We start from the raw sequence: 25,216 nt of genomic DNA on the forward strand, positions 1-25,216 counted from the left end.
TCATGAAAAGAATTAGGGGAATCCCCTAGTTCTGTTCAGGGTTTGTTGAGGGTTTGCTGTGTGGATAATGCGGGAACCCGGCGGCAGGCTGTCGCAGACCGCACAAGGAGCATGTGACGATGAAGGAATTGACCGAGCCGGACATGGGTGCCTGCGCGTTGGTTATCGTGGATATGCAGAATGATTTCGTGCGCCCGGAGGGGAGCATGGTCACGCAGGGGGCCGAGGCCATGCTCCCGGACCTGGTGGCGTTGGCAAACCGCTTTCGCGAACGCGGTCTGCCCGTGGTTCATGTGGTGCGGCTGTATGAACAGGACGGCTCCAATGCGGACCTGTGCCGCAGGGAGCGGCTGGCAGCGGGCGAGCGGCTTGTGGTGCCGGGCACATGGGGCGCGAGCGTGGCCGAGGGCCTGTTGCCGCGAGGCGCAAGGCAGGATGAGGAATTGCTGCTGGCCGGGCGTCCCCAGCCGCTGGGTGAGCGAGAGTTTCTTTTGTACAAGCCGCGCTGGAGCGCGTTTTTCGGAACCCGGCTGCACGGTCTGTTGCAGGATTTGGGGGTGGGCAGCGTGGCCGTGGCCGGCACATGGTATCCCAACTGCATCCACGCCACCATCTATGACGCGGCCGCGCTGGATTATCGTGTGCTTGCGGTGCGCGACTGCATTGCGGGCATCACGGAAAAGGATTGCGTGGACCTCGGGCGCGTGTGTGTGCGTGTGGCCGGATCGGGCGGGTTATTCCAGTAGGCTTGCCAGCGTTTTTTCGCTGCGGCGCACCATTCGTTGTGCGCTGAAATTCTTGAGCATGTGCCTGCGCATTCCCGTGGGCGGTGCGTCCAGTGCCGTGATCAGCGCATCGGCGAGCGCCTGGCCTCGGCCCGGCTCGGTGACCGTTCCGGTGTTGCCGAGCACGCGTGCGCTGTCCCCGGAATTCGTGGCCACGCAGGGCACGTCGCAAGCCATGGCCTCGCCCAGCACATTGGGAAATCCTTCGCCTTGCAGGGAGCTGAGGCAGAAGACGTCCAGCCCGTTGAAGGCTTCGGGCATGGTTTCCTGATCCCGCCAGATCACGTGTTTTTCCAGTCCCAGTTGCCGGGTCATGTTCAAGAGCGGCTGGCGCGCGGCCAGTGTGCCCCTGCCCATGCACACGAATGTGCAGTCCGGGTGCGTGCGCACCAGCAGTGAGGCGGCGCGCAGGAACGTGGCGTGGTCCTTGATCGGGACGATGCGCGCGGCCATGCCGATGACCGGACCGACATGGTCCGGTGACAGCCCCCAGCGGGCGCGGGCGCGCAGTCCGGCTTCCGGGTCCGGACGAAAGCGTTTCATGTCGATGCCGTTGGGAATTACGTGCAGCCTGTCTGCGGGATATCCGGCGGCAAAGGCCTGTTTCATGCCTTCATATGAATTGGCGATGATCATGTGCGGGGTGCGGCAGAGCCCGCGTTCCACGCATGCATGCAGCGCGGCCACGGGTCCGCGCCCCTCTTGCTGCATGTCCGAGGTGCGCAATCCCCATACGGTTTTCATTGTCGGGAACAGGGGGCGCATGAGCGAGGTGAACAGATTGGCCGTGCCCAGATAGCCGTGCATGATCTGCGGCCGGAATCTGCGGATGCAGCGGACGAGTCGAAAGGAAAACCCGGCCATGTCCGCGCGGCTCTTTTTTTGGAGGTCGAAGCAATGCACGCCGTGCAGGCGTTCCTCCAGTGCGCCGCCTCCATAGAACACGGCAACGGCAACGGCATGTCCGCGTGCTGCAAGACCGTTGGCCAGCGTCACCAGCTGCGCCTCGGCCCCGCCGGGGTCCAAGGAGCGCACCAAAAAGAGAATGCGCATGGGGGTGTTCACGAAAGGTCCTTTTGGTGGCGGTCCAGCCAGGCCTGGAACATGAGCGTATCCCAGATGTAGGTGCTCCAGTTTCCCTGCCCGTTTTTGTAGTTTCGCCACATGCGCGCGACCATATCCACGTCCACGTACCCTTGTCCACGAATGATTTTCGGGTCGAGCAGTGATTCGCACCAGTCGCGCAGATCCGTGCGCAGCCAGTGCTCCAGCGGAATGCTGAATCCCATCTTGGGTCGTTCGAACAGAGCCGGGGGCACATGTCTCGCCAATACCGCACGCAGGGGCAGCTTGGCCCGTCCATCCGGTCCGAGCTTCATGTCCGCAGGCAGCGAGGCCGCAAACTCCACCACCCGGTGGTCCAGCAGGGGCACGCGCGCTTCAAGGCTTGCAGCCATGGTGGCACGGTCCACCTTGGTCAGGATGTCGTCCGGCAGGTAGGCGCGGGTGTCCATGAGCGTCATGAGCGCGCCCTTGTGGCGCGTGAGTTTTCCATAGTCGTGCGTAAACGGCGTGTCCGGCTCGGTTGCGCCGTGCACGAAGTCCGCCGGGTGTTTCTGGTGCGAGAGCGCATGGCGGTAAAAGGCTTGGAAGTCGGGCAGGGCCAGCGCGTCCAGCCGCCAGTGGATTTTCGATGCCAGCGGCCCGAGCAGCCCCATGACGCGGTTGGGCACGGCCTTGCCCGTCCGGGATATGGCCCGGCGCACGGGCAGCGGCAGGCAGCCCAGCAGCTTCCATGCGCGCAGGGCCAGCGCGTAGCGCGCATAGCCCATGAACAGCTCGTCCCCGCCGTCGCCGGAAAGGGCCACGGTCACATGCTGGCGCGTGAGCCGCGCAAGGCACAGGCTGGGCACCTGCGAGGAATCCGCGAACGGTTCGTCCCAGTATTCGGGCAGCGAGGGGATGACCTCGGCCATTTCCCGTGGCGTGACCCGCAGTTCGGTGTGGTCCGTGCCCAGATGCTGTGCGATGGCGCGGGCCATGGGTGATTCGTCGTATTCCGGCTCGTCGAACCCGATGGAAAAGGTGCGCACCGGATTGGAGCTTTGGGCCTGCATGAGCGCGGCCACGGTGGAGGAGTCAATGCCTCCGGAAAGAAACGCGCCCAGCGGAACATCCGAGATCATGCGCAGCCGTACCGCGTCCGAAAGCAGGCGGTGCAGGTGCTCGGCGGCCTCGTCCGCGCTGCCGGAAAACGGCGCGGCCAATCCTTTTTCCCATGCGCTTGCCGCGCTCCACCAGCAGTGGTCGTGCGTTCCGTTGCTGTCCAGCGTCAGGATGTGGCCGGGTTCCAGCTTGCGCGCGCCTTCATAGATGCAATGGGGTGCGGGAATGTAGTTGTGCCGGAAGAACAGGGACAGGGCGTTGCGGTTCAGGCGCGGGGAAAATTCCGGGTGCGGGCGCAGTCCCTTGAGTTCGGAGGCGAAGAGCAGGCTGTTGCGGGTGCGGGCATAGAACAGGGGCTTGATGCCCATACGGTCCCGCGCCAGTTGCAGGGTGTGGTTCTCGCGGTCCCACAGGGCCAGCGCAAACATGCCGATGGCGCGTTTGAGGACGGCCTCCAGCCCCCATTCGGCTATGGCGGCCAGCAGGGTTTCCGTGTCCGAGGTCCCGCGGAATGCGTGGCCCAGCGATTCCAACTCGCGCCGCAGGTCCGGGTGATTGTAGATTTCGCCGTTATAGGTCAGCACGAAGCGCTTGCAGGCCGATTCCATGGGCTGCGCGCCCGACGGCGAGAGATCGAGAATGGACAGGCGGCGGTGGCCGAAGGCCACGCCAAAGCGTTCATCCGTCCATATCCCGGACCCGTCCGGTCCCCGGTGGCGCAGGGGGTCGGTCATGGCCCGGCAGATGGCTTGCATGTCCTGTCGGTTGCGTTCCCCGGTTCCCGGGCAAAGGGGCGCGAATCCGGCTATGCCGCACATGGTCGGCCTCCGGCGTGCAAGAGCAGTTCTTCCCATTGGTCCAGCACCGCGCCTTCCTCAAAGGTCTGGCAGACGCGCACGGCTTCCGTTCCCAGCCGGGTTCGCAAGGATTCGTCTTGTGCCAGTTGGATCATGGCATCCGCCATGGCCCGCACGTCTTTAACCGGAACCAGCAGGCCGTTGCGTTCATGCTGCACGATGTGCGCGCACCCGCCCGGGCCGTTGCTGGCGACGCAGGCCAGACCATGGGCCATGGCCTCGCACAGGGCGTTGGGAAAGCCTTCGTGGGCCGAGGCCAGCACGAATATGTCGCCATGCGCGAGGTGTTCCCCGGCATCGGGCACCACGCCCGTGAAATGTACGTGTTGCGAGAGGCCCAGCGCCTGCGCACGCGCCTGCACGTCCGCGCGCAAAGGGCCGTCGCCCACCATGGTCAGGGTGCGGCCGCGCAGGTGTTCGCGGGCAAGGGCAAAGGCTTCCAGCACGTCCATGGGGCGCTTCTCTTGGGAAAAGCGGCCCACGAAGACCAGTCCTCTGCCCGAGACCGTGCGTTGGGAACGCGCCACCGGGTTGGGAATGACCGCGCTGTCGGCCCGTGTTTTCGGCAGCATGTCGTGCAGGATTCGCTGTTCTTCCGGTGTCTGCACCACCACGGCCCGCGCGTGGGGATAGGTCAGCCTGCGCAGTGTGCGGTGTATGCGGCCCGGAATCTCCCCGGCCAGCGACGCACGTTCCGCCACCACCACCGGAACCCGTGTCCCGCAGGCGGCCAGCAGGGCCAGCACGTTGGTGGCGGTCAGGAAGGAGAGGACCACGTCCGGATCAAGGCGTGAAAAGGTCCGGTGCAGGATGCGGATCCGATTGATATTTGCGCAAATCGCTGCGGCAAGGCCGAGGCTCGGACTGATGCAATCCAGGCGCCGCAAATGGACTGCCGGGTTCAGGGCATAGTGGGGCGGGTTGTCCGGGGAATCAAGGGTGATGAGATCCACATGATGAGCGCGTGTGGCCAGATGGTTGGCCAGCCGGGTCATGACGTGTTCGGCCCCGCCCGGCCCGAGGGTGGAGATGACCAGTGCCACGCGCAGGGATGACTTGTTCTTGTTCCGGTCCGCGGACATCAGAAGTTCTCCCAGTCGCGCAGGCCGAATTTGGACAGGTAGCGTTGCCTGATTTCGCCAAGGTCTACATAGCGGTTTGCCCGGTAGCGGGCATGGGAGAACGGGTTGGCAAGTATCTGTGTGAGGCTGGGGTGGCGTCGGTGCAGTATGCCGGCTTCACGCGTTGCCGCCACCTGAAGCCCGGCCTTTTTGGCGCGCAGGAAAAAGTCGTTGTGTTCATATGGCGTCAGGTCTTTGTCCCATCCATTCATGCCCTGTACCGACTCTGTTTTCGCCACAAAGAAATTGCAGACGAGATCGCAACGCACCAGTGATGTTTCCGGTTCGAAAAAGTCCACATGCATGGTCTTGTCGCGTTCCCGGAAATTGCCGAAAAAGATGCGTTCCTTTTTGCGGCGCATCAACGTGCGCGCCGTGTCCGCAAAGCCGGAGGAGAACAATCCGCGCAGAATGTTCTTGCGGCCGTAGGCATCGACAAACGCCCAGAACGGATCAATGCGGTCCACCACCCGCCCGGCCAGGATGTCCAGTTTGTGCTCCGTGAGGACTTGCAGCATGAACGCGGGCCGGAACAGTTCCGGCGTGCATACGAAATCGTCGTCAAACAGAAAGAAGTAGGGCGTGTCTGTCAATTCCAGCAAACGGTTGCGTCCTGCGGAGGTGCCGATGTTGTATTCGGTTTCCACGAGGCGCAGTTCAAAGGGCAGCGCAAGCTTGTCGGTAACTTTCCGGCAGGAGGTGCGGCTGTCGTCCAGCACCATGACCGGACCTGTCCAGCCCGTGGCCGCCAGCGAGGCAAGGCAGCGGCGCACGGCCCAAGGCCGCTCAAAGGTCTTGATCAGTATGGTGGATTCCGGTCCGGTCGTGCTGGGTGCGGTCATGGCCTGCCCCCGGCGTTCAGGCTTCGCAGCGCGTCCTTGATGCGTTTGCGCAGGCCGCGCTCGCTGGCGCGGTCATTGTCCCAGTGCAGCAGGCATTTGGCCAGCAGCCGCCAGTGGCCGCGTTTCGGGGAAAAAGCAGTCCTGCGCCATTGCCGCCAGACGGCCTGCCCGAGCACGGCCGCATGCTCGCAGACGTTCATGAACCGCAGGTCCAGTTCCCCGGCCAGAGCGGCAGGATCGAAGATTCGGGTCGTTTCATTGGTCTGGTGCAGGCGGCGCAGCCAATGGGCGGTCTGCCATACGAAATTCCGCGTTTTTTCAAGATCGCCGCGCGCAATGGCGTTGTGCAGGTGCAGTTCCTGCGGTGTGGCTTGCAGCCCGAGCCGTTTGAGCACCCGCGCGCGCACGTTGTCCGCCAGTTTGCGGCCGCGCTCGGCGGTCTGGCGGCTCATGCCCATGGGGTTCATGCGGTAGCGTAGCAATGGTTCGCCGAGGTTGGTGCCGGGAATATCGTGGTCCAGTTGCAGGCGCAGCCACAGGTCATAGTCCTCGGTGTAGGGCAGGGATTCGTCAAAGCGGATTGAGGTGTCGCGCAGCACCGAGGCCCGGAACATGGTGGCCGGGTGGGAAAAGGAAACGTGAAACAGCAGCCGGGCCGCGCAGGCTTCGGGCGTTGTGGGCCAGTGCTCGAAGTCGGTCTCGTGTTCTTCGCCGAAGCGCAGGCATTGCGTGCCCAGCAGCCCGATATGCGGCTGTTCCTGCAGATGGGCCACCTGTCTGGCAAAGCGTTCCGGGTGGCAGATGTCGTCCGCGTCCATGCGCGCCACAAATTTGCAGGACGGGTCGGCAAGGGCCGCGTCCAGCCCGATGTTCAGGGTGGCGGCCAGCCCCTTGTTGGTCCTGTTGCGCAGGATGCGCACGCGCGGGGTCTGTTCGTATCCGGCCATGATGCGCAGGGTCTCGGCGTCCGTGGACCCGTCGTCCATGAGCAGCAGAGTGAAATCCGTGAACGTCTGGTTGAGCACGGATTCCAAGGCCTGTTGCAGGTATTCGCCCGTGTTGTGGACCGGCAGCAATACGGCCAGCGGCGCACTCATCGGGGTGCTCCATTGCCCCCGGAAGGGTCGTGCAGGCCCCAGCGATGGGTCATGTAAATGCCGTCGCGGTGTTCCACAGGCTCGAAGCCGTGCCCGAAATAGTCGCCGCCGTGCACGTGCAGAGGCTGGTTGATGAGCCGCGAGCAGGCCAGCCCGTTGTGGTTCAGGTTGATCTGCACCGTGTATTCGCCGGGCATGACCGGACTTTTTTCCACGCGGCAGCACAGGGTACCCGCAGCCGGGACCGGGCCGAAATGGGGCTGCTGCATGGAGCAGCACGCGGTCTTGAGTTCCCCGGACGGCGAGCGGATGGCCATGCTGGCCTGCAAATGGGGCAGCTCGACGGATTGGTGGGCTGGCGATAGCACCGCGTAATCCAGCAGCACGTTCATGGGCGCGCCGCACTGCACGGGCGAATCCGGCGTTTGGCCCATGAAGCGCACCCCGGTGATGACCGGATGGCCGGGGTTGTCGGAAAGATGCAGTATTTCCCCGGCACAGGTCCCGCCCATTTCGTGATATGCGGCCACGGCCTCGGTGGCGCTGGCGTCCAGCGCGACCCGGCCCCCATCCAGCACGATGCCCCGGTCGCAGAGCCGGTCGATGATGCCCATGTTGTGCGAGACGATGATCACGGTGCGGCCCTCGCCACCCACCTGCTCCATCTTGCCGAGGCATTTTTTCTGAAAGCGCAGGTCGCCCACGGCCAGGACCTCGTCCACCAACAGGATTTCCGGCTCCAGATGCGCGGCCACGGCAAAGGCCAGCCGCACATGCATGCCGGACGAGTAGCGCTTGACCGGGGTGTCCAGAAAAGTCTCCACTTCGGCAAAGTCCACGATTTCGTCGAAGTTGCGGCGGATTTCCCTGCGGGTCATGCCCAGCACCGCACCGTTGAGAAAGATGTTTTCCCGGCCCGTGAGTTCCGGGTGGAACCCGGTGCCCACCTCCAGCAGGCTGGAAACCCGGCCCCGCAGCCGGATGCTGCCCGTGGTCGGCGCGGTGATGCGCGAGATGAGCTTGAGCAGGGTGGATTTTCCGGCCCCGTTGCGGCCCACGATGCCCACGCGCTGCCCCGGCTCGATGCGCAGGTTCACGTCCCGCAGGGCCCAGAACGGCTCGTTTTTCGGGCGGCGGTCGCCCCACAGCCCGAACCCGGTGCGCGCCATGCGGGCCAGTTCGTCGCGCAGGGCAACGTAGCCGAAGGCCGCGCTGCGTCCCTTGTTGCGGGCAATGCTGTACTGCTTGCCGAGATTTTCGGTTTTCAGGATGGCTGTCATGTCAGATGGTGTCCGCAAATGTTGCTTCCATGCGCCGGAAGATGCGCAGCCCCGTGAACAGCAGGGCAAGGGACACGGCCGCGGAGATGATCAGGCCCGGCAGGTACGGCAGGTCCGTGCCCAGAATGGCCCAGCGGAACCCGTCGATGACTCCGGCCATGGGATTCAGGTAATAGGCGGCGCGCCACGCCTGCGGCACCACCGCGCTGGAAAAGCCCACGGGCGAGACATACATGCCCAGCTGGATGATAAAGGGCACGATGTAGCGGAAGTCGCGGTAGGTCACGTTCAGGGCGCACAATGCCAGTCCCGCGCCCAAAGTGGTCACGGCCGCGGGCAGGACCAGCGCGGGCAGCAGCAGCATGCGCCACGAGGGCGCGAACCCGTAGCCCAGCATGAGCAGGGCCAGCACCATGAGCGAAAGAATCATGTCCGCCGCGTTGACCAGAATGGATGATGCGGGCAGCAGCATGCGCGGGAACCAGACCTTGGAGACCATGGGCGCGTTGCTGACGAGGCTGTTGCCCGCGTCGGACAGGCCCGAGGCAAAGAACTGCCACGGCAGCATGGCCGCGAAGACCATGATGGGATAGGGCGTGTTTCCGTCGCTGGGCAGCCCGGCCAGCCGGCCGAAGACCACGCTGAAAACCATCATTGCCAGCACGGGGCGCAGCACGGCCCAGGCAATGCCGATGGCGGTCTGCTTGTAGCGCACCAGCAGGTCGCGCCAGGCCAGAAAGAAAAACAGCTCGCGGTAGCGCAGCATGTCCTGCCAGTAGTGGCGTGCGCCCTGTCCGGCGCGGATCACGGTTTCGTGGCGGCAGTCCATGTCAGACCACCTTCCATGTGGGGCGGTTGTCGAATATGTTCCTGTCCTGCTCGAACTCGTCCGCGCTCAGGGTCATGGTGCGTATCTTGCGGTTGATCTTTTTTTCGGTGATGCGACGCAGGTTTTCCAGCCGCTCGCGGTCGATGTCGCCCACCACCAGCAGGTCGATGATGCCGGAATCCCGGCCCTGTGCGTAATCGTCCAGAATGTAGACCGCCTCGACCCGACCCAGCGAAATCATGATTTCGTCCACCAGCCTGTCGATGCCCAGGGTCTTGCGCACCATGGAGCTGATTTCCGGGAAAAACGGATGATTGGTGTTGGCCCGGAAATAGATGGAGCGTCCGCTTTGTTCCTTTTCGAGGTATCCGGCGTTGCTCAGGCTGTCCAGTTCGCCCTTGATGGCGTTGGGCGAGACCTTGAATTCCGAAGCCAGCTCCCGCAGGTAGCAGGAAACCTGCGGGTTCAGGAACAGCTTCATGAGCAGCTTGATGCGTGTCTTGGAGGTGAATAGTTGGGTCAGCATGGTGGTTTCGTACAAAAAAACTGAACGAAGTGTCAATGTGTGCAAAAGGGCCGATGCGAATACGCACCGGCCCGGAAAAGCGGAAGCCATGTGCCGGGAGCTCTAGCCCTCGGACAGCAGTTTCTTGGCTATGTCGAGATCGTAGAGGGCCAGCGGGTTGCGGTCCGTGCCGCGTTCCCGGTACTTGGCCGCGGCCATTTCAATGACCTCGTAGGGCAGCCACTGGTGTTTTTCCCATGTTTCCGGGTGTATGGGATTCCAGAGCCGGAATTCCACGGCGCCGTTGTTGTCGCGCACATACATGCGGGTTTCCGGGTCCTGCAGGGACGGAGTGTAATAGATGCCGCGTTCGTCCTTCATGCTTGCCTCACTTGGATATTTTGCGGAACGCCAGGCGTCCGTTTTTTTCAATGGTCACGGCCGTGGCGAACTGGCGCAGCAGGGCGCGGGCCGGACGGCCGAGAATGAAGTCCATGGCCCCGGCGTCCATGCCGCTGCGCTCCGGGATCAGCTTGCGCATCTCATCGTCGTAGCGGACCATGGTTTCCAGTTCCGCGGCGGCCTCGTCGTCGCCCGTTGCCGCCGGGGTGGCCAGTTCCGCCAGCCGTCTGGGCGGACATTGCCGGTCGTGCTCGTCGATCAGTTCCAGCAGGGGGTGCCCCTCGGGGATCAGGTGCCTGCGGGTGACGTGCTCGTGGGCGTGGACTTCTTCCAGCGCGGTGAGATCGTGGCAGTCCAGCGCACGGCATTCCGCTGGCCGGTGTTCATATATGGTACAGTGTCCGGCCTGTTCGCTGAAGAAGATGCAGGTCCACGAGCCGCCTGTGCCCTTGAGCTTGACGAATTCGCCGTCAATGGGCGCGAAGCGGTTGCGAAGCTGGTCGTAGGCGTACTCGCCGCTGCGGATGGTGACCATGTGCTCAAGACCCGGGCCAACGCCAGAGCGTATGATTTCCAGATCTTCCACATGCAGGGAAGGGCCGCCGCTGCGACAGCAGTCGCCGCAGCAGGTACAGGATTGTTCTTGTTCCGGTATCGTTTTCTTCATGTGGGCTTGATAGGGTACCTGTTTTGGGGTATCGGATAACTATCCGGGCTCCGTGAGCTCGGAACAGGGCTGAGATACTCTGCATGGGCCCCAAAAGCAAGCCCCCCACGGTTGCGGGCGTGGCGGGAATCCCCCTTTGAACTGAGGGGTTTCCCGGGGTTTTGGGGGTTGACATGTTTGAGCATTGTCCATTACATTGGGCACCCTGCGTAACTAACGAATATGAGGGGTAAATTCCCGTATTCGTGACTTATTTACGTTTGGAGGAAAGGCGTCCGGGAAAGGCCGGCCCTGTTTGGGGTCTGATTTCACCGGGCGGATACCGGTTGATGGCAACATCTTAATCAAACAATGGAGGTTAAGGGAATGGCGAAACACAAAACTCCTCTGTTGGACCAGCTGGAAAGCGGCCCGTGGCCCAGCTTTGTGTCCGACATCAAACAGGAGGCCGAATCTCGCGCCAAGAACGAGAAAGGTCTGGATTACCAGATTCCCGCTGACTGCCCGGAAGATCTTCTCGGCGTGCTGGAATTGTCCTACAATGATGGTGAAACTCACTGGAAGCACGGCGGCATCGTCGGCGTGTTCGGTTACGGCGGCGGCGTTATCGGTCGTTACTGTGACCAGCCCGAACAGTTCCCCGGCGTGGCTCACTTCCACACCATTCGTGTGGCACAGCCTTCCGGTAAGTTCTACACCACGAAGTTCCTGCGCGACGTTTGCGACCTGTGGGATCTCCGTGGCTCTGGTCTGACCAACATGCATGGCGCCACCGGCGACATCGTTTTGCTCGGCACCCAGACCCCGCAGCTCGAAGAAATCTTCTTCGAACTGACCCACAACCTGAACAACGACCTCGGTGGTTCCGGTTCCAACCTGCGTACCCCGGCTGCTTGCATGGGCATGTCCCGCTGCGAATACGCCTGTTACGACTCTCAGGAACTGTGCTACAACCTGACTCAGGAATATCAGGACGAACTGCACCGTCCCGCATTCCCGTACAAGTTCAAGTTTAAATTCGACGCTTGCCCGAACGGTTGCGTGGCCGCTATCGCCCGTTCCGACCTTTCCTTCCTCGGTACCTGGCGCGACAACATCCGCGTTGACCAGGAAGCCGTGGCTGCCTACGTGGGTGGCGAAATCGCTCCCAACGCCGGCGCACACGCCGGTCGCGACTGGGGCAAGTTCGACATCGTCAAGGAAGTCGTGGACCTGTGCCCCTCCAACGCAATCTCCTACGAAGGTGGCAAGCTGTCCATCAACGACAAGGAATGCGTCCGTTGCATGCACTGCATCAACACCATGCCGCGCGCCCTGCGCATCGGTGAAGACACCGGTTGTTCCATCCTCTGTGGCGCAAAGGCCCCGATCCTCGACGGCCCGCAGATGGGTTCCCTGCTCGTTCCGTTCATCGAAGTGAACAAGGACGACGACTACCAGGCCATCAAGGACGTCATCGAAGGCGTTTGGGACTGGTGGATGGAAGAAGGCAAGAACCGTGAGCGTGTCGGTGAAACCATGAAGCGCCTCGGCTTTGGCGCCCTGGTGCGGGCCGCAGGCGTGCCCATCGACGCACGTCAGGTTCAGGAACCGCGTCACAACCCCTACATCTTCTGGAAAGCGGAAGAGGTTGAAGGCGGTTGGGAACGCAGCATCGACGACTTCCGCAAACGCCACCAGCGCTAAAAGGGGGAAACTGATATGGCTTTTATCTCTTCTGGATACAATCCCGAAAAACCGATGGAAAACCGGATCACGGACATCGGGCCTCAGCACTTCACCGAGTTCCTCCAGCCGGTTATCAAGAAGAACTTCGGTAAATGGCTTTACCACGAAATCCTGGAAGCGGGCGTGCTCAAGCACGTTGCCGAGTCCGGCGACGCCGTGTACACCGTCCGTTGCGGTACTGCCCGTCTGATGACGGTCACGCACATCCGTGAAATCTGCGACATCGCAGACGAATGGTGCGGAGGCTACCTGCGCTTCACCACTCGTAACAACATCGAGTTCATGCTCGAGGACGAGGCCAAGGCTCTGGAACTGAAAAAGTTCCTCAACGGCCAGAAGTTCTCCGGCGGTTCCATCAAGTTCCCGGTCGGCGGCACCGGTGCCGGCGTTACCAACATCGTCCACACCCAGGGTTGGGTTCACTGCCACACCCCGGCTACCGACGCTTCCGGTACCGTCAAGGCTACCATGGACGCCGTGTTCGATCAGTTCACCGACATGAAGCTGCCCGCCCCGGTGCGCATCTCCATGGCCTGCTGCCTGAATATGTGTGGCGCGGTTCACTGCTCTGATATCGCTATCCTCGGTATCCACCGCAAGCCGCCCATCATCGACCACAAGTACCTGGACAACCTGTGCGAAATCCCGCTGGCCGTGGCTGCATGCCCCACCGGCGCCGTTCGCCCGTCCAAGGTTGAAATCGACGGTGAGACCTACAAGACCGTCGCCATCAAGGAAGAACGCTGCATGTTCTGCGGCAACTGCTATACCATGTGCCCCTCCCTGCCCCTGGCAGACAAGGAAGGCGACGGTATCGCCCTGATGGTTGGTGGTAAGGTTTCCAACCGCATCACCAAGCCCGCGTTCTCCAAGGTCGTGGTTCCGTTCATCCCGAACAACCCGCCCCGTTGGCCCGAGATGACCGATGTCATCACCCGCATCCTGAATGCGTACTCCGAAGGTGCCAACAAGTACGAACGTCTGGGTGACTGGGCCGCACGTATCGGTTGGGAACGCTTCTTCGAAGTGTGTGATCTCGAGTTCACCGAACACCTGATCGACGACTTCCGCGATCCCGCCTACTACACCTGGCGTCAGACCACTCAGTTCAAGTGGTAGAAGACGAGTAATTATTGGGGTGCGGCGATTGTGCCGCACCCCATTTTCAACGAGAAGGAGTCAGATATGCCTCTCGATGTAGAACAGGCGAAAAAAGAAATTCTGGATTTCTGCGAAAGCAAGTCCAAATCCAAGTCCAAATTCTACTTCAACGACTTCACCAAGCTCTTTCCGGATGCGAAAGCCCGCGAAGTCAAGAAGATTTTGACCGCTCTGGTCAACGAAGAAAAGATCGTGTTCTGGTCTTCCGGCAGCACGACCATGTACGGCCTGGCTGGCGCTGGAAAGCAGGCTGCCGCCGAGGGTGAATAGCATTTCATCCGGCATTTGACGTCTGAAGCCTTGTCCCGTTGCGGGCAAGGCTTTTCTTTTTCAAGGATTGCGCATCGTGTCGAAATTTCCCCGCATCGTGGTGGCCGGGCTTTCCGGCGGAACCGGGAAAACCATCGTGTCGCTGGGCCTTGCCCGGGCGTGGACGCGCGGCGGCCGTATCGTGCAGCCCTTCAAGAAAGGGCCTGACTACATCGACGCCAACTGGCTCGGCCTTGCATCGGGACGGCCCTGCACCAACCTCGATCCCTATTTTCTGGATGCCGAGCGCATCCGCTCACTGTTTCAGCATCGCGCCGCATGCGCACAACTGAACCTTGTGGAAGGCAATCGCGGGTTGTTCGACGGCATGGACGAATCCGGTTCCTGTTCCACGGCCGAACTGGCCCGCCAGTTGGATGCGCCCGTTGTGCTGGCCGTGGATTGCACCAAGATGACCCGTACCATCGCCGCCATCGTTCAGGGTTGCGTTTCGCTGGAGCCGGGACTGCGTCTGGCCGGGGTCATCTGCAACAGGACTGCCGGCGAGCGGCACCGCAGCATCCTGCGCCGGAGCATCGAAACCCATACGGATGTTCCCGTGCTGGGAATGCTGCCCAAGCTCAAGGCCAATCCCATCCCCGAGAGGCACATGGGGCTTGTGTCCGATCAGGAATACGAGGCGGGCCACTATGAAGGGCAGGCCCATGCGCTGGATGCCGTGGCGGACATGGCCGAAGAATGGCTCGACATTGACGCGCTGACCTCAATCGCCGAACAGGTCCCGGAAATGGCGACCGCTTCACCCCTGTGGGCCGAACCCGCGCGGGAAAAGACCGTGCGCATCGGCTACGTGCATGATCAGGCCCTGTGGTTCTATTACCGGGAGAACCTTGAGGCCCTTGAACACGCCGGGGCCGAGCTGGTGCGCCTGAGTCTGCTGGACGAGAAACCGTGGCCCGAGCTGCACGGCCTGTATCTGGGCGGCGGCTTTCCCGAGACTTTTGCTCCGCAGTTGGCCGCCAATGGTGCCCGGCGCGAAAAGGTGGCGGCCATGTGCCGGTCCGGCATGCCCGTATACGCCGAATGCGGCGGGTTCATGTATCTCTGCCGCGAGTTGGAGTTCGAGGGCGACATGTATCCCATGGCCGGCGTCTTTCCGGTATCCACCACATTTTGCCCGAAGCCGCAGGGACTGGGCTACACCACCGCCGTTGTGGAGCAGGACAATTTGTTCCATCCCACGGGCGAATCGTATCGCGGACACGAATTTCATTATTCCCGCTGCGTGAGGAACAACGCCGAATCCATGGATTTCGCGGTGCGCATGGAGCGGGGCGCGGGCATGCATGGCTGCATGGACGGGGCCGTGTTCCGGAATACATTTGCCGGGTACAACCATGTGCACGCCCTGGCCGTGCCGTGGTGGGCGCCCGCATTTGTTCGCGCTGCCGAACGGTTCAGGGCGGGCGGTGGCTGCTGATCCGGGGACGCTGCGGCGCATGCCGTTGCCACGCGCAACAACCTCTGGTAGAGCCTTGGGGGTCCCGTTGAGGGAAATATACGTACAAGGAGACTTACATGATCAAGCTTGAAACCAGCATGGGTGATATCGTCCTGGAACTGGACGAGGAAAAGGCACCGAAATCCGCTGCCAATTTCCTGCAATATGTTGAAGAGGGTTTTTACGACGGCACCATTTTTCATCGCGTCATCGACGGATTCATGGTCCAGGGCGGCGGCATGGAAAGCGACATGAGCCAGAAGACCACTCGCGATCCCATCGAGAACGAAGCCAACAACGGACTCAAGAACGACAAGTACACCGTGGCCATGGCCCGCACCATGGATCCCCATTCCGCCACGGCCCAGTTTTTCATCAACGTGCAGGACAACGGCTTCCTGAACCACACGGCCGAGACCCCGCAGGGTTGGGGGTATGCCGTGTTCGGCAAGGTGGTCGAAGGTTTCGACGTTGTGGACAAGATCAAGGCCGTGCAGACCGGCACCTTCGGTTTTCACGAGAACGTGCCCACCGAGCCTGTTTCCATCGTCAAGGCTACCGTGATCTAGTTTTTGCCAACGAGTATTTGGAGGCCGCCTTTGGGCGGCCTTTTTTTTGCGCGGGGGAATCTTCCGGGAAAAAGGTTCCCCCGCGCGCTCCCCACTCCAAAGCCTTTTGTCTGCCTGTGAATGATCGCATCATTCACGGGCGTGTTTGGTAGTGGGGCTGCGGGTGGGGCAGAAAGTGTCGGAAGCAGGGTGGGAGGGGGCTGACGGTGGCCTTATGAGGAGAGCCGGGAAAGGAAAACGCAGGATTGGAAAGGGGGAGGCCCTTTTGGCGGCATGGTGACGTCATGTGGCGGATATTGACCCATGGACCCGGGTAATATACCGTGCGCCAGACTGCCATTGGCGGTCCAAATCACGCAAGGAAGATGGAATGGAGAATCTTGATCGTCCCTGGCTGAAGTCCTACGATCCCGAAGTGAGCACGTCCATTGATTACGAGCGCATGCCCATGCACCGTTTTCTGGACCGCGCGGCCAAGAAATGGCCCAAGCGCAAGGCCGTGATTTTTCAGAACTGGTCGGCCAGCTATGCCAAGCTCAAGCACCTGACCGAGGTGTTTGCCGCCAATCTCAAAAAGGCGGGATTGCGCAAGGGCGACCGTGTGGCGCTCATGTTGCCCAACTCGCCCCAGGGCCTTATTGCCTATTGGGGCTGCCTGCGGGCCGGTGGCGTGGTGGTCTGGACCAATCCCCTGTATATGGAAACCGAGATCCTGCATCACTTCAACGATTGCGAGGCGCGGTTTCTCATTGCCATCGACCTGCTTTGGCCGCGGCTGGAAAAACTGCGCGCCGAATTGCCCATAGAAAAGTATTTTTTCACGTCCATTGCCGACGGGCTGGCCTTTCCCCTGAATCAGCTCTACCGCCTCAAGACGTGGCGCGAGGGCAACCGTCCGGCCATTCCCTTCGACAACAAGACCGTGCATCCCTTCAAGCCGCTCATGAAGGGCAAGGATACCTACACCTGCGAATCCCTGAACGCGGACGATCTGGCCCTGCTTCAGTACACGGGGGGCACCACGGGCGTTGCCAAGGGGTGCATGCTCACCCATTTCAACCTCGCGGCCAACGTGCAGCAATGCCAGGCCATGCTTCATGAACTGGAGCATGAACCGCAGACCTTTTTGGGCGTGCTGCCCTATTTCCATATATATGGGCTGACCACCTGCGTGAACTGGCCCACGTCCATCGGTTCCACCCTGATACCGTTTCCGCGCTATGTGCCCCAGGACGTGCTCAAGGGCATCCACAAGCACAGGCCCACGGTTTTTCCGGGCGCGCCCTCGGTGTACATTTCGCTTTTGCAGCAGAAGAATCTGGAAAAATACAATCTCGATTCCATCAACTACTGTGTGTCCGGCTCCGCGCCCATGCCCGTGGAGTACATCGAGAAGTTCAAGTCCGTGACCGGGGCCACCCTGCTGGAAGGGTTCGGCCTGACAGAGGCTTCGCCCGTGACGCATCTCAACCCCATCCGCGGCCAGCGCAAATTCGGGTCCATCGGCCTGCCGTTCCCGGATACCGACGCCAAGGTCGTGGACATGGTGGTGGGCGGGGAGGCCCTGCCCATGGGCAAGATGGGCGAGCTGGTCATCCGCGGCCCGCAGGTCATGAAAGGCTACTACAACCGCCCGGACGCCACCGCGGACGTGCTTCGCAACGGCTGGCTCTACACCGGTGACATCGCCTACATGGACGAGGACGGTTATTTTTTCATCGTGGACCGCAAAAAGGACCTGATCATCTCCGGGGGCTACAACATCTATCCGCGCGAGATCGACGAAGTGCTGTACGCGCACCCGGACGTGAAGGAAGCGGTTACCGTGGGCATTCCGCATGAAGGCCGCGGCGAAATAGTCAAGGCCTACATCGTGCTGGAGCCGGGACGTGAGCTGACCCGTTCGGACGTCATTTCCTACTGTCGGGAAAAACTCGCCAACTACAAGGTGCCGCGCAAGGTCGAGTTCCGCACGGAACTGCCCAAGACCATGGTGGGCAAGGTGTTGCGCCGCGCCCTGCGCGACGAGGAAGTGGAAAAGGCGCAAAAACGGCGTGAGCGCAGGAAGCGTAAAGACGATTGATGCCCGGGCTGCCGAGGAACAAATAACGCCCGTGCCGTTTTTGTCGGCGCGGGCGTTTTTTGTGCCGGGCAGGAAGATCTTTCAGGTACGTTTTTTGAATACGCTCCATGAGTAGGTATTTTTGCCCTGTCGGCACTAAAGAAAATTGTTCGGTAGACCGATTATTCAATGGACCGATGAATTTTTCTGTGTGCGGCAAATGTCGTCCTGAGGGCGAAAATGCCGGATGCCATGAAGGATTGCAGGATTTGACAGGGTTTGTGGGCAAGTCTACTGTAAACGACAATTCGGGAAGAGCCCAAGGGCGTCCCGACAAATCATTGACCGAGTGAATGTTGAATACACAAATGGAGCACACGACCAACAAGGTCATCCAGCGGTTGATTTCGGAAGGGGCCTACCTCAAGCCGAGCAAGAACACTCGTGTTCTGGCCATTCTGGATTCTTTGGCGCAGGATTCCGGCATTTCCCAGTATGAACTGGGAAAACGGCTGAATCTTTCCGGCGCCATGATCAATCAATACCTGAAGCAGCTGCAGGCCGAAGGGCTGGTGGAGTTTTTGCCCGTGAACGGCAAGAGCTACCACTATGAACTCACCGTGGACGGCGAACGCCAGCGGCGCAGGATGTTTTCCGATTATTCCTCGGAGACCATCTGTCTGTATACGACCATCAAGGATTTTGTTCTTGAGCGTCTGGAGGAACTCGAACGTCGGGGAATGTCGCGGCTGGCATTGTTCGGCGCGTCCGAAACCTGCGAGGTGGTGCTCTCCGCGCTCAAGGAGTCATCCTTCCAGGTGGTGCTCGTCATGGACAACAACAGGGATAAACAGGGGACCACGTTTTTGGGGCATGTCGTTTCCGCGCCCCATTTGCTGGAACAGGTGGACTGCGATGCCGTCGTCATTACGTCGTTTGGCAGGCAGGACGAAATCTATGAACAGCTCGAACCCGTTGCCGCAAAGCGGGGATTCGAGATTGTGAGATTTTGAGTATGAAGGAAATAACGCATATCACGCTGCGCTCCGGTGTGGAGATCGGCAAGGGACGTCCTTGTTTCGTTGTGGCCGAGATCGGCAACAACCATCAGGGCGAGGTCGAACTGGCCCGGAAGATGATCGACCGGGTGGCCGAGGCCGGTGCCCAGGCCGTGAAGTTCCAGAAGCGATGCACCGAAGCCCTGCTCACGCGTGAAGGCCGCGCCGCCGCATATACCGGGCGCAACAGCTTCGGCCCAACGTATGGCGAGCATCGCGATGCGCTTGAACTCGGCATCCGCGAGATTGCCGAGCTCAAGGAATATGCGGAATCCCTGGGATTGGTATTTTTCGCTTCCGCCTGGGACGAACCGAGTCTTGACCAGATTCTCGGCCTGGACGTGGAGCTTTTGAAGATCAGTTCCGCGGAGCTGGTCAACCTGCCGCTGGTGCGCAAGTATGCGTTGGCCAATGTCCCCATCATCATGTCCACGGGCATGAGTTCGCTGGAGGAGATCGACGCGGCAGTGGAAACCATCCGGGAAGTGCACGACGACCTGATCCTGCTGCATTGCAATTCCACCTACCCCTGCCCGGAAGAGCAGATCGGCCTGCCGGTCATCGAAAGCCTGCGCGAACGCTATAGCCTTCCCGTGGGTTATTCCGGCCACGAGCGCGGCCTTGCCCCCAGCGTGGCCTCGGTGGCCCTGAACGCCTGCGTGGTGGAGCGTCATTTCACCATGGACAAGACCATGAAGGGGACTGACCATCAGGCATCGCTGGAGCCGCAGCAACTGCACGACATGGTTGCCATGATCCGCGAGGTGGAAAGCTCCATGCAGGTCTGCGGCAAAAAGGTCTTTCCCGAAGAACAGGCCGCGGCAAAGAAGCTGCGCAAGTGCATCGTCTTCTCACGCGACCTTCCGGCCGGGCACGTGCTGTCCGAGTCCGACCTGACCACGCGTTGCCCGCGTGTTGGTGTGACGCCTGTGCACTGGAACGAGGTGGTCGGTTCCACCCTGAACCGGGCGGTGCAGCACGAAGAACCCGTGCAGTGGGACTATATCGTATCCCGCGAAAGGGAGTGCGTGGACGCGGCCACTTCCTAGCCGTTCATCAGGATGAATGTTTTTGGCAGGCCTGCGGCAGATTGAGCCGCAGGCCTGTTCTTGTCATGAATCTGGGGCTACGGCCAATAACTAATACAATCACGCACCATAATGGTGTACACATGGCATAAACAGGACTTTGACCCAGAGGAGCGCCCCATGAGCAAGCAGGACATACTGTTGGAGACCGGGACAAATGAACTCGAAATCATAGAATTTTTTGTCCGGGAGCGGGTTGGCGAGGCCGTGGAGACCCACTATTTTGGCGTCAACGTGGCAAAGGTGCTCGAGGTGGTGGAGGCGCCGGAAGGGCTTGAAGGCTCGGAGTCGGCCGAACACCCCAGTTTTCTGGGTACCATTCCGCTTCGCGACATCATTCTGCCGGTGGTGGATTTGAGCGTGTGGCTGGAGATGGATCGTCCCAAGGATGAAAACGAGCCCATCATCGTCACGGAGTTCAACAGCGCGGTGACCGGATTCCTGGTTTCCGGCGTGACCATGATTCATCGCATCAACTGGCGCGATGTGCAGTCCCCCAGCTCGTTTGTCAAGAATTTCGACACCAACTGCATTACCGGAACCGTGGACATCGGCGATCATATCACCCTGATGCTGGACCTTGAACTCGTGCTTTCCGAGTTGGGCGGCCAGGCGGAATCCGCTGGTGACGAGAACGTGCGCGCAGAGCGCGAATACCGTGCGCTCATTGCCGACGATTCCACTTCGGTGCGCAACGTGCTGCGCCAGAATTTTGAAAAGGCCAACTTCATCCCCGTTCTGGTTTCAGACGGGCAGGAGGCGTGGTCGAAGCTGGAAAAAATCAGGGAACTCGCCCAGGAAGAGGGCAAGAGCCCCTTGGAATATCTCGACGTGGTGGTTTCCGATGTGGAAATGCCGCAAATGGACGGCTACACGCTGACACGCAAGATCAAGGAAGACCCTGTGCTCAAGGATCTGCCGGTCTGCCTGTTTTCCTCGCTCATTTCAAAGGGCGTCATGCACAAGGGAGAGGCTGTCAAGGCCGATGACCAGGTCACCAAGCCCGAGTTCAACGCCCTGACCGGGCGTGTCATTGAGCTGGTCAGGAATTGGACCCGTCCATCGTAAGGGACGCGGGGCAACCGTTCTCTAATTGCTGACGTCTCCCAGACACCTGCGCAGCGTGCTCACGCCGCAGGAGTGATGCATGTAGACGGGGGTCTTCTTGCTTTTCAGCGCCTTGACGATGTCCCTTTTCGCCTTGTGGGAAACCTTGTTGGTGAACATCACGACAAAGTCCACGTTGCCCATTGTGTTCCCGATGGAACGCTCCTTCCCGGTATAGCATTTCAGTTTCACACCATGCCGTTTGGCTTCGTCAATGTAGTCCCGCTTCAATCTGTCCATACCGCCGATGAGGGCCGCGCACATGATAGGCTCCTTGTTTGAGATTGAATTTCGTTATCATTTACACCCGGCACAACACGGTGTCAACCATTTCATTCCAATGCGGTGGAAACGATGTCGTCCGGTTTCCGGCTGTGTTGTCGGGCAGATGCGGCTGTGGCCGATACGATTGGGGTGAATCGATGTCGGAAATGTTTTCGGAACCGTTTCGATTTCAGGGCAGGGTGTCCACCGGCTCCCAGTCCTCGCTGTCCAGCTCGTTTCCCGGCACTTCGGGGCGCTGCAGATCCCGGTGGGAATCGGCCTTGCCCTTGTCGTTGATCAGGGCGGTGCCGAGTACCGTGTTCACGCCACCCCGCAACAGGATTTGGCCTTTGTAGCCGGTGAATTCGTCGAGCCTGTTCCAGGCGATGGTGTTGGCCGATGCGGAAAGGCGCTCGAACGGCACGTTGAAGATGGCGTATTGGGCGTGTCCGCGTATGCGGTTGTCGAGAATGAGCCCGCGCGAACCGGTTTGGACGATGCCCAGCGATTTTTCGCCGCCCGCCGCAATGATGTCGTTGCCGGCAGCGACCACGCCGTCCGCAAACAGCAACAGCCCTGTGGAGGATGGGCCGCGTATTTCCACCCGGTTGCCCAGGATGCTGACCGGGCTGTTCTTTTCCGGGTTCGTGCCTCCGGAGGTGTCCAGAAACCAGCCCGCGACAATGCCGTTGGGCGTGAACATGTTGGGATGGGAAATGCCTTCGTCGTCCGTGACCACGCGATTGCCGGAGATGACGATGCCTGCCTCGTCGTTGCCGCCCCGGTCGTTGTCCAGGGCCTCAATGCCGTTTCTCGAGGCACGGGTCACCGTGTTGTTCTCGATTTTCAGGATGGCTCCCCATGTGCGGTCCGCAATGATGCCGTGGCCGGAGGTCATGGTGGGCCGGTCGCAAAGCATGTGCAGGCGGTTTCCGGCAATGGTCACTACGCCGGTCACGGCCATGCGTACCGGTGTTTGCGGGTGGGCCACACGCGTGCCCACCACGATGCCCGAGGCAAAGCGCAGGGTTTCGGATTCGCGCCAGGGCCGTTTCAGTTCCTGCGGCCGGACGTTTTCCACCTCCACGTTGCGGATGGTCACTCCCGAGGCATAGACGATGTGGATGGCAGCGCCTTTGGGGCGGTTGAAGCGGATGTTGCGGATGTCGATAAGCGGCCCTTTTTTGGCGGGGGGCGCAGCCGGTACGGGCAGCTTGCTGTAAAAAACCCAGAACCCGCCCCTGATGACAGTCGTGGGCAGGCCCAGTGAGTCGGTTTCCCCCCTGATCGTGGCCTTCTTGTTGATGATGATTCTCCCTTCGTCGCCAAAGTCGAAGCTGCCCCGGAGCATGACTGTTCCGCCCCGGTCCACGGCTGCCTGCACGTTCCTGACGTCCTGAGCCGGGTCTCCTGTGCCGATGACCGTGTTGGTCTGGTTTGCTTTGGCGATGTTGGGCAGCGCGAAAACCATCAAAAAAAGAAATATAACCCCCGCTTTTTTGATTTTTTGCGCGTCTTGTGTGTGAAGAAGGTACGCTTTCCTGACAGTATTGTTGGTTTTTTTCATAGCTGCGTTGGTATTGTTCATGACGTGATTGGATTATACGTATTATTTTTTATTGATAGGACATTGCCGCAGCGCTGTTTTTGGCTATTATGCGCTGGGGGGCTTTTTTGTCACTGTAGGGTAACGCAACCATGATTAGCAAGGGAGTCTCCATGAAATTGCAAACCCGAATGGTCTTGTCCCAAGTCGTCACCATTGCGGTTACTATTGTGGTGCTATGCACTGTTTTCATTCTCGAAATCAATGAGTACTCCTCTGCGGAAATGGAGAGCTACCGCAAGGAGGCCATGGCCTCACAGAAAATGGAGCTTGAAGACCTTGTATCCATGGCCACGGCCACGGTGAAAAGTTACTATGACCGTTCCCGGGATGTGGAAGCGCTCAAGCAGGACAAGGTCGACGACCTCAAACGTGTTGTGGATACGGTCTACAATCAGGTGGAAGCGCTTCGTCAACGCGTGGGCAGCTATGCTTCGCCCGCACAACTGCTGGACGAGGCGCGAAAGATCGTGCTGTCCGCCCGTTATGACGGCGACAACTACGTCTGGATCAACGATCTGGACAACCGCATGCTCGTCCACCCGAGCCCCAAGTTGCAGGGCAAGGATCTGACCGATCTCCAGGATTCAAAGGGTAATTACATAATCCGCGACCTTTCCGCCGTGGCCCGGGAAAAAGGCGAAGGCATGACGTCCTACTGGTGGCCCCGTCCCGGGGAAACCGAGCCGCATCTCAAGGTTTCCTATGTGCGCCTGTTGCCCGAACTGGGCTGGGCCGTGGGTACCGGGGCATGGATCGACGAAATATCTTCGACGATGAAGGCCGAAGCTCTGCAGCGGGTGGCGAATATGCGCCTTGCCGACGGCAATTACTTTTTCATCAACGGCATGGACGGCACGAGCGTCATGCATCCCACGAATCCGGGCCTTGTGGGCAAGAACCTCATGAGCATGAAGGACAAGCGCGGCAACAAGTTGTTTGCGGAAATGCTCGATGTGGCCAAAAAGGACGGCAAGGGTTTTGTCACCTACTGGTGGAGCCGTCCGGGCAAGGACGTGGAGGTTCCCAAACTTACCTACGTCCAACTCTTCAAGCCGTGGGGCTGGGTCATCGGCATGGGAGCCTACATTGACGACATTGACGACAGCATAGCCAAGAAACAGGCAGGGCTTGAAGATACCATATCACAGATGCTGAAGATTCTCGTGCTCATCGCTCTGGGCATTGCCCTGCTGGCCGCGTTGGCGAGCGTCATTTTTGCGCGCAGGGTAACGGACACCGTGGGTGGTGAACCCGAGAACATTGCCGATATTGCCGGACGTGTGTCCGACGGCGACCTGACCGTGCGTTTTGTGGAGCCCAAACGCGGGGCGCGCGGCATCTACAAGGCCATGTGGGGCATGACCGGCAAGCTCAAGCGCCTTGTGGGCGAGATTCAGGAGGCCACGGAAAGCGTTTCCGCCGGCAGTCAGGAACTGTCTTCGTCCTCGCAGGCCTTGTCACAGGGAACCACCGAGCAGGCCGCGGCCGTTGAGGAGGTCAACGCCTCCATCGTGCAGATGGCCGGGAGCATTCATGACAATGCGGACAACGCCCGCAAGACCGACGAGATCGCCGCGCGGGCTGCGGATGAAACCGAAAAGGGCGGTACCGCCGTGAGCCGGAGCGTCGGCGTGATGCAGGAGATTGCGGAAAAGGTTTCCTCCATTGAGGAAATAGCGCGGCAAACCAACCTGCTGGCCCTGAATGCGGCCATCGAGGCGGCCCGGGCCGGAGAACAGGGCAAAGGCTTTGCCGTGGTTGCTGCCGAGGTGCGCAAGCTCGCCGAACGCAGCGGCCAGATTGCGGGCGAGGTGTCCGAGCTGTCCTCCCAGAGCGTGGAAATCGCCGGACAGGTGGGCGCGCTGTTTGAAAAGATCGTACCGGAAATACGCAAGACAGCCGAATTGGTCAGTGAAATATCCAAGTCTTGCGACGAGCAGAATTATGGAGTCGAGCAGGTGCAGACAGCCGTGGAGCAGCTGGATGCTGTTATTCAGCAGAACGCCTCTGCCGCAGAGGAAATGGCGTCCACAGCCGAAGAGTTTGCCAGTCAGTCCGAAGGATTGCAGGCCACCATGTCGTTCTTCCGTGTGGACGGCAACGGGGCTTCCGACATGACCGGGCGCACAATGATTGCGGCACGTTCCATGACACCGCCACCATTGCCGCCGGGACCGGCCCCCCACGAGGACCAGGATTTTGAAAAGTATTGATGGGAATGGATGAGAGGCCGGGTGAATGCCCGGCC

23 protein-coding genes are annotated in these 25,216 nt (G+C 60.6%); 11 read left to right on the plus strand and 12 right to left on the minus strand.

The window, feature by feature from the left end; translation table 11 throughout:
* Positions 1–119 precede the first annotated feature (119 nt).
* Positions 120–746: a cysteine hydrolase family protein gene (locus tag F8A88_RS10110; RefSeq protein ID WP_151151043.1), complete on the plus strand. Its 627-nt coding sequence runs from the start codon at positions 120–122 to the stop codon at positions 744–746.
* Here F8A88_RS10110 and F8A88_RS10115 read toward each other — a convergent pair.
* From F8A88_RS10115 to F8A88_RS10160, 10 genes are all read right to left on the minus strand, one after another.
* Complete coding sequence (locus F8A88_RS10115; protein ID WP_151151044.1) at positions 735–1,850, minus strand: glycosyltransferase; 1,116 nt, start codon at positions 1,848–1,850, stop codon at positions 735–737. The genes F8A88_RS10110 and F8A88_RS10115 overlap by 12 nt on opposite strands.
* A complete protein-coding gene (gene asnB / locus F8A88_RS10120) occupies positions 1,847–3,769 on the minus strand; it encodes an asparagine synthase (glutamine-hydrolyzing) (protein ID WP_151151045.1) in 1,923 nt (640 codons plus the stop codon). Before asnB ends, F8A88_RS10115 begins: the two co-directional genes overlap by 4 nt.
* Positions 3,757–4,890, minus strand: coding sequence for a glycosyltransferase (locus F8A88_RS10125; protein WP_151151046.1), 1,134 nt, complete (start codon positions 4,888–4,890; stop codon positions 3,757–3,759). Before F8A88_RS10125 ends, asnB begins: the two co-directional genes overlap by 13 nt.
* Positions 4,890–5,771 carry a glycosyltransferase family 2 protein gene (locus tag F8A88_RS10130; protein ID WP_151151047.1) on the minus strand — a complete coding sequence of 294 codons (882 nt, stop codon included), beginning with the start codon at positions 5,769–5,771 and terminating at the stop codon, positions 4,890–4,892. The genes F8A88_RS10125 and F8A88_RS10130 overlap by 1 nt, the downstream gene beginning before the upstream one ends.
* Positions 5,768–6,868 carry a glycosyltransferase family 2 protein gene (locus tag F8A88_RS10135; RefSeq protein ID WP_151151048.1) on the minus strand — a complete coding sequence of 367 codons (1,101 nt, stop codon included), beginning with the start codon at positions 6,866–6,868 and terminating at the stop codon, positions 5,768–5,770. Before F8A88_RS10135 ends, F8A88_RS10130 begins: the two co-directional genes overlap by 4 nt.
* Complete coding sequence (locus F8A88_RS15910) at positions 6,865–8,148, minus strand: ABC transporter ATP-binding protein (protein WP_206666404.1); 1,284 nt, start codon at positions 8,146–8,148, stop codon at positions 6,865–6,867. Before F8A88_RS15910 ends, F8A88_RS10135 begins: the two co-directional genes overlap by 4 nt.
* Before the next feature lies 1 nt (position 8,149).
* Positions 8,150–8,977 carry an ABC transporter permease gene (locus F8A88_RS10145; protein ID WP_151151049.1) on the minus strand — a complete coding sequence of 276 codons (828 nt, stop codon included), beginning with the start codon at positions 8,975–8,977 and terminating at the stop codon, positions 8,150–8,152.
* A 1-nt stretch (position 8,978) separates the two neighbouring features.
* Positions 8,979–9,503, minus strand: coding sequence for a winged helix-turn-helix domain-containing protein (locus tag F8A88_RS10150; protein WP_151151050.1), 525 nt, complete (start codon positions 9,501–9,503; stop codon positions 8,979–8,981).
* 102 nt (positions 9,504–9,605) lie between these two features.
* Complete coding sequence (locus F8A88_RS10155; protein ID WP_151151051.1) at positions 9,606–9,863, minus strand: hypothetical protein; 258 nt, start codon at positions 9,861–9,863, stop codon at positions 9,606–9,608.
* 7 nt (positions 9,864–9,870) lie between these two features.
* Positions 9,871–10,551, minus strand: coding sequence for a YkgJ family cysteine cluster protein (locus tag F8A88_RS10160; protein WP_151151052.1), 681 nt, complete (start codon positions 10,549–10,551; stop codon positions 9,871–9,873).
* Positions 10,552–10,917: 366 nt separating this feature from the next.
* Between F8A88_RS10160 and dsrA the strand changes: the two genes are divergently transcribed.
* From dsrA to F8A88_RS10205, 9 genes are all read left to right on the plus strand, one after another.
* Positions 10,918–12,237 carry a dissimilatory-type sulfite reductase subunit alpha gene (dsrA, locus tag F8A88_RS10165; RefSeq protein WP_151151053.1) on the plus strand — a complete coding sequence of 440 codons (1,320 nt, stop codon included), beginning with the start codon at positions 10,918–10,920 and terminating at the stop codon, positions 12,235–12,237.
* Positions 12,238–12,252: 15 nt separating this feature from the next.
* Positions 12,253–13,398, plus strand: a complete 1,146-nt coding sequence (gene dsrB / locus F8A88_RS10170; protein ID WP_151151054.1) for a dissimilatory-type sulfite reductase subunit beta — start codon at positions 12,253–12,255, stop codon at positions 13,396–13,398.
* 66 nt (positions 13,399–13,464) lie between these two features.
* Positions 13,465–13,710 (plus strand): dissimilatory sulfite reductase D family protein, encoded by a 246-nt coding sequence (locus F8A88_RS10175; protein WP_151151055.1) that lies wholly within the window; start codon positions 13,465–13,467, stop codon positions 13,708–13,710.
* Between the two features lie 73 nt (positions 13,711–13,783).
* Positions 13,784–15,190, plus strand: a complete 1,407-nt coding sequence (locus F8A88_RS10180) for a cobyrinic acid a,c-diamide synthase CobB (protein ID WP_151151293.1) — start codon at positions 13,784–13,786, stop codon at positions 15,188–15,190.
* A gap of 98 nt (positions 15,191–15,288) precedes the next feature.
* Positions 15,289–15,780, plus strand: a complete 492-nt coding sequence (locus tag F8A88_RS10185; protein WP_151151056.1) for a peptidylprolyl isomerase — start codon at positions 15,289–15,291, stop codon at positions 15,778–15,780.
* 370 nt (positions 15,781–16,150) lie between these two features.
* Positions 16,151–17,863, plus strand: a complete 1,713-nt coding sequence (locus F8A88_RS10190) for a long-chain-fatty-acid--CoA ligase (RefSeq protein WP_151151057.1) — start codon at positions 16,151–16,153, stop codon at positions 17,861–17,863.
* A gap of 332 nt (positions 17,864–18,195) precedes the next feature.
* On the plus strand, positions 18,196–18,855 hold the full coding sequence (locus tag F8A88_RS10195; protein ID WP_241667419.1) for a winged helix-turn-helix transcriptional regulator: 660 nt from the start codon (positions 18,196–18,198) through the stop codon (positions 18,853–18,855).
* Positions 18,856–18,857: 2 nt separating this feature from the next.
* Entirely contained in the window at positions 18,858–19,949 is a 1,092-nt protein-coding gene (locus F8A88_RS10200) for an N-acetylneuraminate synthase family protein (RefSeq protein ID WP_151151058.1), read from the plus strand.
* 159 nt (positions 19,950–20,108) lie between these two features.
* Positions 20,109–21,056: a chemotaxis protein gene (locus tag F8A88_RS10205; RefSeq protein ID WP_151151059.1), complete on the plus strand. Its 948-nt coding sequence runs from the start codon at positions 20,109–20,111 to the stop codon at positions 21,054–21,056.
* 21 nt (positions 21,057–21,077) lie between these two features.
* Here the strand turns inward: F8A88_RS10205 and F8A88_RS10210 are convergent, their stop codons facing one another.
* Both F8A88_RS10210 and F8A88_RS10215 read right to left on the minus strand, forming a co-directional pair.
* Entirely contained in the window at positions 21,078–21,359 is a 282-nt protein-coding gene (locus tag F8A88_RS10210; protein ID WP_151151060.1) for a DUF2325 domain-containing protein, read from the minus strand.
* Positions 21,360–21,549: 190 nt separating this feature from the next.
* Positions 21,550–22,830: a right-handed parallel beta-helix repeat-containing protein gene (locus tag F8A88_RS10215; RefSeq protein WP_241667431.1), complete on the minus strand. Its 1,281-nt coding sequence runs from the start codon at positions 22,828–22,830 to the stop codon at positions 21,550–21,552.
* A 248-nt stretch (positions 22,831–23,078) separates the two neighbouring features.
* Here F8A88_RS10215 and F8A88_RS10220 point away from each other — a divergent pair, with 248 nt between their 5' ends.
* Positions 23,079–25,181, plus strand: a complete 2,103-nt coding sequence (locus F8A88_RS10220; RefSeq protein ID WP_151151062.1) for a methyl-accepting chemotaxis protein — start codon at positions 23,079–23,081, stop codon at positions 25,179–25,181.
* Positions 25,182–25,216 lie beyond the last annotated feature (35 nt).

The sequence above is a fragment of the Pseudodesulfovibrio senegalensis genome (genome assembly GCF_008830225.1).
Taxonomy (GTDB): Bacteria; Desulfobacterota; Desulfovibrionia; order Desulfovibrionales; family Desulfovibrionaceae; genus Pseudodesulfovibrio; species Pseudodesulfovibrio senegalensis.